Origin of the sequence: Burkholderia sp. Z1 (assembly GCF_014893795.1) — a bacterium.
In the GTDB taxonomy this organism is placed as follows: domain Bacteria; phylum Pseudomonadota; class Gammaproteobacteria; order Burkholderiales; family Burkholderiaceae; genus Burkholderia; species Burkholderia theae.
Genome location: NZ_JACFYL010000001.1, coordinates 2,174,907 through 2,189,218, shown reverse-complemented (window position 1 = coordinate 2,189,218; position 14,312 = coordinate 2,174,907). Strand labels below are relative to the sequence as shown.

The following is a 14,312-nucleotide window of genomic DNA, read 5'->3' as shown; positions in this document are numbered from 1 at the left end:
CTTTCCTCGGTTACAATCGCCGGATGCGAATCCTACTCAGCAACGACGACGGCTATCTTGCCCCCGGTCTCGCCGCGCTCAGCGAAGCGCTGCGGCCGCTGGCCGAACTCACGGTGATCGCGCCCGAGCAGAACTGCAGCGGCGCGTCGAATTCCCTGACGTTGTCGCGGCCGCTGTCGGTGCAGCGCGCGACGGGTACGGGTTTCTTCTACGTGAACGGCACGCCGACCGATTCGGTGCACGTCGCGTTGACGGGGATGACCGACGCCAAGCCGGATCTCGTTGTGTCGGGGATCAACAACGGCCAGAACATGGGCGAAGACACGCTCTATTCGGGGACAGTTGCAGCGGCCACCGAAGGCATCATGTTCGGCGTTCAGGCCATCGCATTCTCGCTGGCCGACAAGGGCTGGGTCCATCTGGCGGACGCCGCGCGCGTCGCCGCGGAAATCGTCGAGCACACGCTCGCGCATCCGCTGCCGGGTCAGCCGCTGCTGAACGTCAATATTCCGAACCTGCCGTACGACGAACTGAAAGGCTGGAAGGTCACGCGCCTCGGCAAGCGTCATCCGTCGCAGCCGGTGATTCGCCAGACCGACCCGCGCGGCGAGCCGGTCTACTGGATCGGTGCGGCGGGCGAGGCGCTGGACGCGAGCGAAGGCACCGATTTCCACGCCGTCGCAAACGGTTTCGTGTCGATCACGCCGCTGCAGCTCGACCTCACGCATACGCAGATGTTGCCCGCGACGCGCGAATGGGCGCGCGCCGGAGGGCGGGCTTCATGAGCGGCGAGCGCGCGAAGCGGTTCCCGCTCGCGCTCGAGGATCTCAAACGAGCGCCACGCAAGTCGGAAGGTCGGGCCGGCGATCGCCATGCGGCAGCCGCGAAGCCGAAGGCCGCCGACAAGCCCGCGACCGTGCTGAAACCGGTTGCGGTGAAGCCGGCCGCCGTGCGAACGACGCTGCCCGGTCCCGCCGCCGCGAAGCCAGCGACCGCGCCGAAGCCGACCGCACTCAAGCCCGCGCTGCCGAAGCCGGCGGCGCCGAGCGTCGCGCCGGCCGGCGCGTTCGCGCTCACGTCGGAACGTGTGCGCGAGCGGATGGTCGAACGGCTGCGCGCGAACGGCGTGACCGACGCGCGCGTGCTGGAGGCGATGGCCGCGGTGCCGCGCCACCTGTTCGTGGATCCGGGGCTCGCGACGCAGGCCTACGAGGATTCCGCGTTGCCGATCGGCCACCAGCAGACAATTTCAAAGCCGTCGGTCGTCGCGCGCATGATCGAGCTCGCGATGGCTGGCCGCACACTCGAGCGCGTCCTCGAGATCGGCACGGGCTGCGGCTATCAGGCCGCCGTGCTGAGCCACGTGGCACGCGACGTGTATTCGATTGAACGCATCAAGCCGCTGTACGAGCGCGCGAAGCTGAACCTGCGGCCGCTGCGCGTGCCGAACATCCGTCTGCACTACGGCGACGGGCGTGTCGGCCTGCCGTCCGCGGCCCCGTTCGACGCGATCGTGATCGCGGCGGCGGGGCTCGACGTGCCGCAGGCGCTGCTCGAGCAGCTCGCGATCGGCGGGCGGCTCGTCGCGCCGGTCGGCGCGCAGAGCGGGCAGCACCAGGTGCTCACCCTCGTCGAGCGCGTCGCGCACGCGCAATGGCGAGAGTCACGGCTTGATCGCGTTTTCTTTGTCCCTTTAAAATCCGGAGTGATTTGAAACCGATGAGTATGTTGCGCGCGATGCAAAACAACCGATCCAGGGAACCGCTCACGCTCGCCCAGCGCGCGATCTGTGTAGCAGCGTTCTCCACCCTACTGGCCGCGTGTGCGACGCGGCTCGACAACGCGCCCGTCGTCGACCGCTCCGGGTCGCTCGGCACGTCCGCCACCGCGCAGCCCGCGGTGCCGCTCGGCCCGCCGCCTCCTGGTTTCTACCGTGTGAAGCCGGGCGACACGCTGTACCGGATTGCGCTCGAGAACGGGCAGAATTATCGCGACATCGCCACGTGGAACAACCTGGCGAACCCGAACCAGATCGAAGTCGACCAGCTGCTGCGCGTCGCGCCGCCGGGCGGCGCTGCGGTTGCAGGCGCACCGGTTGCCGCGCCGATCACGGGCGCAGGCGTCGCAACCGCGCCGCTGAGCAGCGGCCCCGCGACGCCGGCTGCCGGCACGTCGTCCACGCTTGCGACGCCGCCGGCTGCGGCCACCGGATCGAGCGACACGGCGGCGGCCCCGAGCGGCCCGGTGACGTTCGCGTGGCCCGCGCGCGGCCCCGTGCTGAACGGGTTCGACGACGCGAAGAACAAGGGTGTCAACATCGGCGGCACGGCCGGCGAAGCCGTGAAGGCGGCGGCCGACGGCCGCGTCGTCTACTCGGGCAACGGCCTGCGCGGCTACGGCAACCTCATTATCATCAAACACGATGCAACTTACCTCACGGCGTATGCACACAATCGCGCTTTGATGGTAAAAGAGGGGGACGCGGTAACGAAGGGGCAGAAGATCGCCGAGATGGGTAATAGCGATGCCGACCGCGTGATGCTGCATTTCGAGGTTCGCCGGCAGGGTAAGCCTGTCGATCCGCTGAAGTATTTGCCGCCTCAATAACCGAGACGACCATGCCGAAATCGAAGCGCCACGAGCCGCAAGCCGAGTCTGAGAAGATCAGTCGTGCCACGCAAGCATCGGTGGGGCGAGCTGGCGCTTCGACGGACGACGAAGACGACGTCGCGGAAAACGAGCGTGACCTCGAGGCACGCGACGTCGAGGCGGACGGTGGCGACGACGAGCGCGAAGGCCGCTCGGAAGTATCGCCCGAGGTCGACGATTTCCGCACGCTGCTGCAGGCCGAACTCACGGCCGACACGATCCAGCATTACCTGAACCGCATCAGCGTGAAGCCGCTGCTGACCGTCGAGGAGGAGCAGCGTTATTCCCGTCTCGCGAAGGCCGGCGAATTCGAGGCGCGGCAGGTGATGATCGAGCGCAACCTGCGTCTCGTCGTCAGCATCGCCAAGGGGTATCTGAATCGCGGCGTGCCGCTGCTCGACCTGATCGAGGAGGGCAATCTCGGCCTGATGCACGCGATCGAGAAATTCGACCCGACGCGCGGTTTCCGCTTCTCGACCTATGCGACCTGGTGGATCCGGCAGAGCATCGAGCGGGCGATCATGAACCAGGCTCGCACGGTGCGCCTGCCCGTGCACGTGATCCGCGAACTGAACCAGGTGCTGCGCGCGAAGCGCCACCTCGAAAAGAATTCGATGTCGACGGGCGAGGCGGCCGAGCGCCGCGAAGCCAGCATCGACGACATCGCCTATCTCACCGGCAAGACCGCAGAGGAAGTCACCGACATCCTCGCGCTGAACGAGCACACGGCGTCGCTCGACGCGCCGCTCGATCTCGATCCCGCGAGCAGCCTGCTCGATCTGCTGCCCGACGACCAGAGCCAGTCGCCCGATGCCGAGGTGCAGCACCGCGAGCTCGAGACGCTGACGCGTGCCTGGCTGTCGCGGTTGTCCGACAAGCATCGGCACGTGATCGAGCGCCGCTTCGGCCTGAACCACATCGAACCGGCGACGCTCGAGGAGCTGGCCGACGAGATGGGGCTCACGCGCGAGCGCGTGCGGCAGATCCAGCAGGAAGCGCTGGTGCGCCTCAAGCGGTTCTTTGCCTCCAACGGCGTGCGCAAGGACGCCGTTCTGTAACTGATGACTCCGATTCTTGTTTTTGACATCGAGACGATCCCCGATGTCGACGGCATTCGCCGTCTGGAAGACCTGCCCGTGACGCTCGACGATGCCGCGGTGGCCGAACATGCGTTCGCCGCACGCCGCGAGAAGACCGGCGGCGATTTCCTGCCGCACCACCTGCAGCGCATCGCGGCGATTTCGTGTGTGTTCCGCGACAACAACGGCTTTCGCGTACGCTCGCTCGGCACGCCGCAGGACGACGAAGCGACGCTGATCCAGTCGTTCTACCGCGTGATCGAGAAATACACGCCGCAGCTCGTGTCGTGGAACGGCGGCGGCTTCGATCTGCCGGTGCTCCATTACCGCGCGCTCGTGCACGGCATTCCCGCGACCCGCTACTGGGATCTCGGCGAGGACGACCGTGAATTCAAGTGGAACAACTACATCTCGCGCTATCACTCGCGGCACACCGACCTGATGGACGTACTCGCGATGTATCAGGCGCGCGCGAACGCGCCGCTCGACGCGCTCGCGAAGATGTGCGGTTTTCCGGGCAAGCTCGGGATGGACGGCAGCCAGGTGTGGCCGGCGTTCCGGGAAGGGCGGATAGAGGAAATCCGCAATTATTGCGAGACCGACGTCGTCAATACGTACCTGCTGTACTGCCGGTTCCAGTTGATGCGCGGCGGCCTGACGCCGAGCGAGTATGCGGACGAGATCCTGCTCGTGAAGAACGCGCTCGCGCTGGAACCGGCGTCGCACTGGGTCGAATACCTGGCCGGTTTCGACGCGTAGTGCGGGCGGCGGCGCCGCCGGCGGCCCGCGCGATCAAGCGAGTTCGAGCAGCACCGGCTGGTGGTCCGATGCGCGCGTATCGCCGTCGATCTCGCACCGCGTGACGCGCGGCAGCAGCGTGTCGGTCACGAACACGAAGTCGCACACCAGCGGCCCCTCCGACCATTGCACCGTATCGTAGACGCCCGCCGTCGGCGGCGGCGGGCTGCCGGAATGCCGCGCGGCCCATGCGTCGACGAAGCACGGGGCGTCGGCGATCGGCTCCAGGAAGCGCCGATATGCGTCGCTGCCGAACGCGCTGTTGAAATCGCCGCAGACGATCGCGTCGCGCGGCTGGCCGGTCGCGCTGAACGGCCCCTCGGCGGTTTCGGCGGGCGCCGGTTGTTCCGCATGCGTGCAGGCTTCGCGATGCCGGTCGCGCAATGCGTCGACCTGCGCCAGCCGCTGGCGCGCCGAATAGTATTCGAGATGCGTGGTGACCACGCGCAACGGGCCGAACGGCGCCTGCAACTCGACGTCGAGCGCGACGCGCGGCATCGACGGCGCGTCGGCATCGGCCGGCCACGGCAGCAACTGGCGCAGCACGCGCCCGATCGGCAGCCGGGTCGCGATCGCATTGCCGAACTGGCGACGCAGTGCGCCGGGTTCGATGGCCGGCAGGTCGGCGCCGATGGCTTCGACGATCGTATAGCCGGGCAGCAGCGCCGCGAGTTCGGCGAACTGGTCGGGGCCGGGCCGGCCGGACAGTGCGCCGAAGCCGCGTGTGACTTCCTGCAGGCACAGCACGTCGAAATCGCCGAGTCGGCGGATCGCCGCGACGGTGCGCGAGAGGTCGACGACGCCGTCCGCGTCCCGGCCCCATTGGATGTTCCAGTCGATCAGTCGCATGGTCGAATCTCCTGCCGCGCGGATGCCGGGCCGCGCACCGCTCCCGATTGGCGCCGCGGCCCGCCGGCCGCGGGCCTGCCCGAGCCGCCTGCCTGGCCGTTCCGGCGCGATGCAGGGCCGTCTATGCTTAAGTGTCGACGCTTGCCCCATGCAAAGCGGCCGATGCGGGCTTTCGTCGTCTACAATCTCGCCTTCTTCAACGTTTGTCAGGAAAAGCTGGTGTCCGAAGCCGTCCCCACTTCTGCGCGCAAATCGAAAAATGCGCCCGTCGCGCCCGGGATCGCCCCGGTTCTCGAGATCGAATCGCTCGACATGGAAGCGCGCGGTGTCGGCCGCACGATCACCGAGGACGGCGAGCCGGGCAAGGTCATCTTCGTCGAGGGGGCGCTGCCGGGCGAGCGCGTGACCTATTCGAGCTACCGCCGCAAGCCGAGCTACGAGCAGGCGACGGTTGTCGATATTCTGCGCCCGAGCGTGATGCGCACCCAGCCGAAATGCAAGTTCTTCGGTACCTGCGGCGGCTGCTCGATGCAGCATCTCGACATGCGCGCGCAGGTGGCGGTCAAGCAGCGTGTGCTCGAGGACAACCTGTGGCACCTGGCGAAGCTGCGCGCGGAAACGATGTTCGCGCCGATCCACGGCCCGTCGTGGGGCTATCGCTACCGTGCGCGCCTGACCGTGCGCAACGTGGTGAAGAAGGGCGGCGTGCTGGTCGGGTTCCACGAGAAGAAGAGCAGTTACGTGGCCGACATGACGAGCTGCGAAGTGCTGCCGCCGCATGTGTCGGCGATGCTCGTGCCGCTGCGCCGGCTCGTCGAGGGGCTGTCGATCCGCGATCGGATGCCGCAGATCGAGCTGGCGGTCGGCTCGGAGGTCACGGCGCTTGTGCTGCGCGTGCTGGAGCCGATCAACGCGGACGACGAAGCATTGCTGCGCGCGTTCGCGGACGAGCACAAGGTGCAGTTCTGGCTGCAGCCGAAAGGCCCAGACACGGTGACGCCGTTCTATCCGCTCGACGTGTCGCTCGACTACACGCTGCCGGAATTCGGCATCCGCATGCCGTTCAAGCCGACCGACTTCACGCAGGTCAACCATCAGATCAACCGCGTGCTGGTGGGCCGCGCGCTGCGCCTGCTCGCGCCGTCGCGCGACGACCGCGTGCTCGACCTGTTCTGCGGGATCGGCAACTTCACGCTGCCGCTCGCGCGCCTGTCGCGCGAAGTGATGGGCATCGAGGGCAGCGACACGCTGACGACGCGTGCGCTGGCGAACGCGCGAGAGAATGGTGTGGACGGGCACACGACGTTCGCGTGCCGGAACCTGTTCGAAGTGACGGGCGACGACCTCCGTGCGCTCGGCGCATTCGACAAGTACCTGATCGACCCGCCGCGCGAAGGTGCGCTCGCGGTGTCGAAGGCGCTGGCCGAGATCGCGCAGAGCGGCGAAGGCCCGCTGCCGAAGCGCATCGTCTACGTGTCGTGCAACCCGTCGACGCTCGCGCGCGACGCGGGCCTGCTCGTGCACGAGGCCGGCTACCGGCTGAAGGGCGCCGGTGTCGTGAACATGTTCCCGAATACGTCGCACGTCGAATCGATCGCGCTGTTCGAGCGCGACTGAGCCGGGCGACAGACGTAAAAAAACCGGCCTGAAGGCCGGTTTTTTCATGGTGCGTGGCGAACGTCAGTTGCGGTTGCCGCCGAAGATGCCGAGCAGCGCGAGCAGGTTCGTGAACACGTTGTACAGGTCGAGGTAGATCGCGAGCGTCGCCGAGATGTAGTTCGTCTCGCCGCCGTTCACGACACGCTGGACGTCGAACAGCATGTACGCGGAGAAGATCGCGATCGCGAGCACCGACACGGTGAGCATCAGCGCCGGCAGTTGCAGGAAGATGTTCGCGACCGATGCGAGCAGGATCACGATCACGCCCATGAACAGCCACTTGCCGAGGCCCGAGAAATCACGCTTGCTGACCGTGGCGATCGTCGCCATCGTGGCGAAGATGATGCCGGTGCCGCCGAACGCGAGCATGATCAGCGACGGGCCGTTCGAGAAGCCGAGGATGAAGCTCAGCAGCCGCGACAGCATCAGGCCCATGAAGAACGTGAAGCCGAGCAGCACGAACACGCCGGCCGCGCTGTTTTTCGTCCGCTCGATCGCGAACATGAAGCCGAACGCGATCGCGAAGAACGCGAGCAGGCTCATCATCGGGCTCGTGGCCGCGAACAGCGAGAAGCCCGTCGCGACGCCGACCCAGGCGCCCAGCACGGTCGGCACCATCGACAGCGCGAGCAGCCAGTACGTGTTCCGCAGCACGCGGTTGCGAACCTCGGCGGTGCTGACGGAACCGCCACGGCCGAAATTGTACGGATAGTCGTTCATGGTTTCTCCTAACATTGAACGCATGGGCGTCCGGGGCCGGTTCGGCGCGCGCGGTGTGCGGCGCAGCAAACCGGAGCAGCTATGGCTAAGATACGTTCCGCGCCGGGAGGTTTCAATGGCTGCACGGCGCAAAACATATGGATTCGGAACCTTTCACATGTGTAAGGGTTCAATCGCAATGATACACGGGATCGTGCTACAATAGCGGATTCATTTGAACCTGTAACTTCTTAATTTTTTGGAGTTTTTATGGCAATCGAGCGCACCCTGTCGATCATCAAGCCGGACGCTGTGGCAAAGAACGTGATCGGCCAGATCTACAGCCGTTTCGAAGGCGCCGGCCTGAAGATCGTCGCATCGCGCATGGCACACCTGTCGCGTGCTGACGCAGAGAAGTTCTACGCGGTTCACGCAGCGCGTCCGTTCTTCAAGGACCTCGTCGATTTCATGATCTCGGGCCCGGTGATGATCCAGGTTCTGGAAGGTGAAGGCGCGATCCTGAAGAACCGCGACCTGATGGGCGCAACGGATCCGAAGAAGGCGGAACAGGGCACGATCCGCGCCGACTTCGCAGACAGCATCGACGCGAACGCCGTGCACGGCTCGGACGCAGCTGAAACGGCTGCCGTCGAAGTCGCGTTCTTCTTCCCGGAAATGAACGTTTACTCGCGTTAAGCCCTGGCTGACAGCAAGTAGGCAGGATTCAGCGCACGCGGCAAGGCAGCACATCATGACGAGCGAAACTTCCGTCAATCTTCTCGACTTCGATGCCGAGGGTCTTGTCGCGTACTGCGGCAGCCTGGGCGAGAAGCCGTTCCGCGCCAAGCAGTTGCAGCGCTGGATCCATCAGTACAACGCCGGCGATTTCGACGGCATGACCGATCTCGCGAAGTCCTTGAGAGAAAAGCTCAAGGGCCGCGCGTCGATCGTGATGCCGGATATCGCCAGCGATCACGTTTCCACCGACGGCACGCGCAAGTGGCTGATCGACGTTGGAAACGGCAATGCGGTCGAAACCGTGTTCATCCCGGAAGAGACGCGCGGCACGCTGTGCGTGTCGTCGCAGGCCGGGTGCGCGGTCAACTGCCGCTTCTGCTCGACGGGCAAGCAGGGTTTCTCCCGCAACCTGTCGACAGCCGAAATCATCGGCCAGCTACGGATGGCCGAATTTGCATTGCGAGCGTCGCTGGGCCGCGCGCCCGGCCCGAACGGCAAGGCCGAACGGGTCGTCACCAACGTGGTGATGATGGGCATGGGCGAGCCGCTCCTGAATTACAGCGCGGTCGTGCCCGCGATGCGGTTGATGCTCGACGACAACGCGTACGGCCTGTCGCGCCGCCGCGTCACGCTGTCGACGTCCGGCGTGGTGCCGATGATGGACCGCCTCGGCGCCGAGTTGCCGGTTGCGCTGGCCGTTTCGCTGCACGCGCCGAACGATGCGCTGCGCGACGAGCTGGTGCCGCTCAACAAGAAGTACCCGCTCCGCGAGCTGATGGCTGCGTGCCAGCGCTATCTGAAAGTCGCGCCGCGTGACTTCATTACTTTCGAATACTGCATGCTGGACGGCGTCAACGACACCGAAGCGCATGCGCGCGAATTGCTGGCCGTCACGCGTGACGTGCCGTGCAAGTTCAATCTGATTCCGTTCAATCCGTTTCCGGAATCGGGCCTCCTCCGCTCGAAGTCGGAGCAGATCAAGCGCTTTGCACAGATCCTCATCGACGCGGGTGTCGTCACGACCGTGCGCAAGACGCGCGGTGACGATATCGATGCCGCGTGCGGCCAGCTGGCCGGCGCGGTGAAGGACCGCACGCGCCTCGCGGAACGAACGGGCGCAGCAGCAAAAATCATCGAAGTTCGGGCAATTTGACGGGGACGCCTAGTCGGGGATGCCTGTCCGGGGATGCCCGAACCTTTTGGCAGTACAACACGCGAACAGCGATCGGTCGCGGCGCCACGGCGCCGCGCATGGTATGGACAGTTGCGGGTGCCGGCCGGTGGAAGCCGGCGGCGCTCGCCAGTGAAGAAGAATCGACGCGAGGACAAGGATGAGTGAGCCGCAGCCGTCTAACGGCGCAGAGACGAATGCCGCGAAGCCGGCACCGGCGGGACTGGAATCGCTGGCGGCGGTCGGCAGCCGGCTGGCGCAGCTTCGGGAGACGAAGGGCTGGACGGTCGACGACGTGTCGGCGCGACTCAAGGTCGCACCACAGAAGCTCCGGGCGCTCGAGGCTGGCGACATCAGCCATTTGCCGGGTGCGACGTTCGCGCTCGGTGTCGTGCGCAGCTACGCGAAGATGCTCGGCGTCGATCCGGAACCGTTCGCGCAGGCGTTGCGCCGTGAGCGCGGGGTGCCGGAAGTCGATCTGTCGATGCCTGCGTCGTCCGGGACGGACCTGCCACGCGGCCGCGTGTCGATTCCGCTGGGCGGCTCGTCGCGTCACCACCCGTGGCTGTGGGGAACGGCGATCGTCGTCGTCGCGGTGGTTGCCGTACTGATGTGGCACACTGGCGGCGATTCGTCGAGCCTGCTCGCGCGCTTCAAGGGCGGTGACACGGAGCATGCGTCGGCCGCGAGCGCGCCGGCTGCCTCCTCGTCGTCCGTCGAAGATGTGGCCGCGAGTGGCGCGTCGGCGGTGGTCGCCAATGAGGTTCCGGCCCCGGCTTCGACGTCCGCAGGCGCCGTGCAGGCGATTGCATCCGCTGTCCCGGCGCCCGCGGCACCGGCCGTGACGGCGCCTGCGTCGCAGCCCGTCGTGGCAACGACGGCGGCGAGCGCCGCCGCGCCGGCCGAGCCGGCGAGCGTCGTGGTCGCGGCAGGTCAGTCGATGGTCGAACTGAAGGTCAAGCAGGATTGCTGGTTCAGCGTGCGCGACAAGAACGGCAAGGAGCTGTTCTCGGCGCTGGTGCGGGCCGGCGAGACGAAGCAGGTCGCCGGCGACGGGCCGTTCAAGGTCACGATCGGCAACAAGGCAGGCCTCGACGCGGTCGCGTTCGACGGAAAACCTGTCGATCCGGCAAAATATTCGGCAGCGCGGGGTAATGTGGCGCGGTTCACGTTGCCCTGACGTCAAGCGCCGTGGCGAAGGCCTGTCGTCGATATCGGCAGGCCGTGAGGGCACGGCGCTTTTTCAATTCATGCGCTGCGTTGCGGCGCATTCCGCGTAAATGGATCTATCGATGCAATCCGAAGCCCAATCCCCACGCAGCAGTCAGATTTGTTCAACCGAGCCGGTGTTCGGCGGGCATCAGCCGCGCCGCGTGTCGCATGCGGTGGATGTCCGCTGGGGCGGACAGCTCGTGACGATTGGCGGCGCCGCGCCGGTGCGCGTGCAGTCGATGACGAATACCGATACGGCCGACGCGATCGGTACGGCGATCCAGATCAAGGAACTCGCGAATGCGGGCTCCGAACTGGTGCGCATCACGGTCAACACGCCGGAGGCCGCCGCCGCCGTGCCGGCGGTCCGCGAGCAGCTCGACCGGATGGGCGTGACCGTGCCGCTCGTCGGCGATTTCCACTACAACGGCCATCTGCTGCTGCGCGATTTCCCGGGCTGCGCGGAGTCGCTGTCGAAGTACCGGATCAATCCCGGCAACGTCGGCCAGGGCGCGAAGCGCGATACGCAGTTCGCGCAAATGATCGAAGCCGCGGCCAAGTACGACAAGCCCGTGCGGATCGGCGTGAACTGGGGCAGCCTCGACCAGGACCTGCTCGCGCGCATGATGGACGAGAACGGCGCGCGGTCGCAGCCGTGGGACGCGCAGAGCGTGATGTACGAGGCGCTGATCCAGTCGGCGATCGGCTCGGCCGAGCGTGCGGTCGAGCTGGGTCTCGGCCGCGACCGCATCATCCTGTCGTGCAAGGTCAGCGGCGTGCAGGACCTGATCGCCGTCTACCGCGAACTCGGCCGCCGCTGCGGCTTCGCGCTGCACCTCGGGCTGACCGAGGCCGGCATGGGCTCGAAGGGCATCGTCGCATCGACGGCCGCGCTCGGCGTGCTGCTGCAGGAAGGGATCGGCGACACGATCCGCATCTCGCTGACGCCGGAACCGGGCGCATCGCGCACGGGCGAGGTGATCGTCGGCCAGGAAATCCTGCAGACGATGGGTCTGCGCTCGTTCGCGCCGATGGTGATCGCGTGCCCGGGCTGCGGCCGTACGACGAGCACGCTGTTCCAGGAACTCGCGATGCAGATCCAGACCTACCTGCGCGAGCAGATGCCCGCGTGGCGCAAGGAGTATCCGGGCGTCGAGAAGATGAACGTCGCGGTGATGGGTTGCATCGTCAACGGTCCGGGCGAATCGAAGCACGCGAACATCGGCATCAGCCTGCCGGGTTCGGGAGAGAACCCGGCCGCGCCCGTCTTCATCGACGGCGAGAAGGTCAAGACGCTGCGCGGCGAGCGGATCGCCGAGGAATTCCAGCAGATCGTCAGCGACTACGTCGCACGCAATTACGGCCGTACCGAGGCCCTGAATTAATTCGTCCACACACACGATGACTGAACAGAAACGCAAGATCGAGAAGCTCGCCGGCGTCAAGGGCATGAACGACATCCTCCCGCAGGATGCCGGTCTTTGGGAGTTCTTCGAAGCCACGGTGAAATCGCTGCTGCGCGCCTATGGCTATCAGAACATCCGCACGCCGATCGTCGAACATACGCAGCTCTTCACGCGCGGCATCGGCGAAGTCACGGACATCGTCGAGAAGGAGATGTACAGCTTCACCGACGCGCTGAACGGCGAGAACCTGACGATGCGCCCGGAAAACACCGCGGCCGTCGTGCGTGCGTCGATCGAGCACAACATGCTGTACGACGGCCCGAAGCGCCTGTGGTACATCGGTCCGATGTTCCGCCACGAGCGCCCGCAGCGCGGCCGCTATCGCCAGTTCCACCAGGTCGGTGTCGAGGCACTCGGTTTCGCGGGTCCCGATGCGGATGCCGAGATCATCATGATGTGCCAGCGCCTGTGGGACGACCTCGGCCTGACCGGCATCAAGCTCGAGATCAACTCGCTCGGTCTCGCCGAAGAGCGCGCCGCGCACCGCGTCGAACTGATCAAGTACCTCGAGCAGTTTGCCGACGTGCTCGACGAGGATGCGAAGCGCCGTCTGTATACGAACCCGCTGCGCGTGCTCGACACGAAGAATCCCGCGCTGCAGGAGATTGCGCAGAACGCGCCGAAGCTGATCGACTTCCTCGGCGACGAATCGCGTGCGCACTTCGACGGGCTGCAGCGCCTGCTGCTCGCGAACAACATTCCGTTCAAGATCAACCCGCGCCTCGTGCGTGGCCTCGACTATTACAACCTGACCGTGTTCGAGTGGGTGACCGACAAGCTCGGCGCGCAGGGCACGGTCGCGGCCGGCGGCCGCTACGATCCGCTGATCGAGCAGCTCGGCGGCAAGCCGACCGCCGCGTGCGGCTGGGCGATGGGCATCGAGCGTATCCTCGAACTGCTGAAGGAAGAGGATCTCGCGCCCGAGCAGGAAGGTGTCGACGTGTATGTCGTGCACCAGGGCGAGACCGCGCGCGAACAGGCGTTCATCGCTGCTGAGCGCCTGCGCGACACGGGCCTCGACGTGATCTTCCACTGCAGCGCCGACGGCGCGACGGCAAGCTTCAAGTCGCAGATGAAGCGGGCCGACGCAAGCGGCGCCGCGTTCGCGGTGATCTTCGGCGAAGAAGAGGTCGCGAACGGCACGGTGGGCGTGAAAGCGCTGCGCGGTGCGGGCGAAGAAGGGGAAAAGAACGTTCAGCAGACCGTACCGGTCGAAAGCTTGACCGAATTCCTAATCAATGCGATGGTTGCATCCGCCGAAGACGGCGACGACTGATCGCGCTGACATCCGCTCGACAAGAAAAGCCTGAACAGGAAGGAAACGCTCGCCGATGAGTTATCACGACGAACAAGAATCGATTGAAAGTCTGAAGGCGTGGTGGGCCCGCTGGGGCAACCTCACCACGTGGATCGTGCTCGCAGCGCTCGTCGTCGCGGCCGGTTTCAACGGCTGGAACTACTGGCAGCGGCGTCAGGCTGCCGAGGCGTCCGGGCTGTACGAGCAGGTCCAGAAGGCCGCCGCCGCGAACGACAAGGCGACGATGGCGCGCGCGGCTGCCGACATGGAAGACAAGTTCAGCAGCACGCCGTATGCACAGATGACGGCGCTCTCCGCCGCGAAGGTGCTGTACGCGGCAGGCGACGCGGCAGGCGCGAAGGCGCAGCTGCAATGGGCCGTCGATCACGCCAAGGACGACGAGTACAAGCAGATCGCGAAGCTGCGTCTCGCATCGCTGCTGCTCGACGAGAAGGCGTACGACGCGGGCCTCACGCTGCTGTCGGGTACGCCGGTCGATGCATTCAAGGGCCTCGTGGCCGATCGCCGCGGCGATCTGCTTGCCGCGCAAGGCAAGACCGACGATGCGCGCGCCGCTTACAAGCTCGCGCTCGACGGCCTGTCGAAGGACGACCAGTCTGCACGCCAGCTCGTACAGTTCAAGCTGGACGCGCTCGGCGGCTGAACCCCGGTCCCCTCAACCTCTTAACTCTGCT

14 protein-coding genes are annotated in these 14,312 nt (G+C 66.1%); 12 read left to right on the top strand and 2 right to left on the bottom strand.

All coding sequences use genetic code 11. The features are described from left to right. Nucleotides 1–23 precede the first annotated feature (23 nt). The 5 genes from surE to H3H55_RS10070 are packed head-to-tail and all read left to right on the top strand — an operon-like array spanning nucleotide 24 to nucleotide 4,487. A complete protein-coding gene (gene surE / locus H3H55_RS10090) occupies nucleotides 24–785 on the top strand; it encodes a 5'/3'-nucleotidase SurE (protein ID WP_193098511.1) in 762 nt (253 codons plus the stop codon). Then, entirely contained in the window at nucleotides 782–1,714 is a 933-nt protein-coding gene (locus tag H3H55_RS10085; RefSeq protein WP_193098510.1) for a protein-L-isoaspartate(D-aspartate) O-methyltransferase, read from the top strand. Before surE ends, H3H55_RS10085 begins: the two co-directional genes overlap by 4 nt. A 5-nt stretch (nucleotides 1,715–1,719) precedes the next feature. After that, nucleotides 1,720–2,607 (top strand): peptidoglycan DD-metalloendopeptidase family protein, encoded by an 888-nt coding sequence (locus tag H3H55_RS10080; RefSeq protein ID WP_193098509.1) that lies wholly within the window; start codon nucleotides 1,720–1,722, stop codon nucleotides 2,605–2,607. Between the two features lie 11 nt (nucleotides 2,608–2,618). Further along, on the top strand, nucleotides 2,619–3,707 hold the full coding sequence (gene rpoS / locus H3H55_RS10075) for an RNA polymerase sigma factor RpoS (protein WP_129512281.1): 1,089 nt from the start codon (nucleotides 2,619–2,621) through the stop codon (nucleotides 3,705–3,707). Nucleotides 3,708–3,710: 3 nt separating this feature from the next. Next, complete coding sequence (locus tag H3H55_RS10070) at nucleotides 3,711–4,487, top strand: 3'-5' exonuclease (RefSeq protein WP_193098508.1); 777 nt, start codon at nucleotides 3,711–3,713, stop codon at nucleotides 4,485–4,487. A 33-nt stretch (nucleotides 4,488–4,520) separates the two neighbouring features. Here H3H55_RS10070 and H3H55_RS10065 read toward each other — a convergent pair whose 3' ends face one another. After that, a complete protein-coding gene (locus tag H3H55_RS10065) occupies nucleotides 4,521–5,375 on the bottom strand; it encodes an endonuclease/exonuclease/phosphatase family protein (protein ID WP_193098507.1) in 855 nt (284 codons plus the stop codon). A 162-nt stretch (nucleotides 5,376–5,537) separates the two neighbouring features. Between H3H55_RS10065 and rlmD the strand changes: the two genes are divergently transcribed. Further along, nucleotides 5,538–6,992 (top strand): 23S rRNA (uracil(1939)-C(5))-methyltransferase RlmD, encoded by a 1,455-nt coding sequence (gene rlmD, locus H3H55_RS10060; RefSeq protein ID WP_048246899.1) that lies wholly within the window; start codon nucleotides 5,538–5,540, stop codon nucleotides 6,990–6,992. A 63-nt stretch (nucleotides 6,993–7,055) separates the two neighbouring features. On the opposite strand, the gene H3H55_RS10055 is transcribed toward rlmD, so the two are convergent. Then, nucleotides 7,056–7,754: a Bax inhibitor-1/YccA family protein gene (locus H3H55_RS10055; RefSeq protein WP_006484459.1), complete on the bottom strand. Its 699-nt coding sequence runs from the start codon at nucleotides 7,752–7,754 to the stop codon at nucleotides 7,056–7,058. A gap of 249 nt (nucleotides 7,755–8,003) precedes the next feature. Here H3H55_RS10055 and ndk point away from each other — a divergent pair, with 249 nt between their 5' ends. The 6 genes from ndk to H3H55_RS10025 all read left to right on the top strand — a co-directional run bounded on the left by ndk (nucleotide 8,004) and on the right by H3H55_RS10025 (nucleotide 14,281). Beyond that, entirely contained in the window at nucleotides 8,004–8,429 is a 426-nt protein-coding gene (gene ndk, locus H3H55_RS10050; RefSeq protein WP_047900843.1) for a nucleoside-diphosphate kinase, read from the top strand. Nucleotides 8,430–8,484: 55 nt separating this feature from the next. Beyond that, nucleotides 8,485–9,624 carry a 23S rRNA (adenine(2503)-C(2))-methyltransferase RlmN gene (gene rlmN, locus H3H55_RS10045; RefSeq protein ID WP_193098506.1) on the top strand — a complete coding sequence of 380 codons (1,140 nt, stop codon included), beginning with the start codon at nucleotides 8,485–8,487 and terminating at the stop codon, nucleotides 9,622–9,624. 178 nt (nucleotides 9,625–9,802) lie between these two features. Continuing rightward, a complete protein-coding gene (locus H3H55_RS10040) occupies nucleotides 9,803–10,822 on the top strand; it encodes a helix-turn-helix domain-containing protein (protein ID WP_193098505.1) in 1,020 nt (339 codons plus the stop codon). Nucleotides 10,823–10,934: 112 nt separating this feature from the next. Further along, nucleotides 10,935–12,239 carry a flavodoxin-dependent (E)-4-hydroxy-3-methylbut-2-enyl-diphosphate synthase gene (ispG, locus tag H3H55_RS10035; RefSeq protein ID WP_048246905.1) on the top strand — a complete coding sequence of 435 codons (1,305 nt, stop codon included), beginning with the start codon at nucleotides 10,935–10,937 and terminating at the stop codon, nucleotides 12,237–12,239. Between the two features lie 16 nt (nucleotides 12,240–12,255). Further along, nucleotides 12,256–13,596 (top strand): histidine--tRNA ligase, encoded by a 1,341-nt coding sequence (gene hisS / locus H3H55_RS10030; protein ID WP_129512275.1) that lies wholly within the window; start codon nucleotides 12,256–12,258, stop codon nucleotides 13,594–13,596. A 55-nt stretch (nucleotides 13,597–13,651) separates the two neighbouring features. Continuing rightward, entirely contained in the window at nucleotides 13,652–14,281 is a 630-nt protein-coding gene (locus tag H3H55_RS10025; protein ID WP_193098504.1) for a tetratricopeptide repeat protein, read from the top strand. Nucleotides 14,282–14,312: the final 31 nt, after the last annotated feature.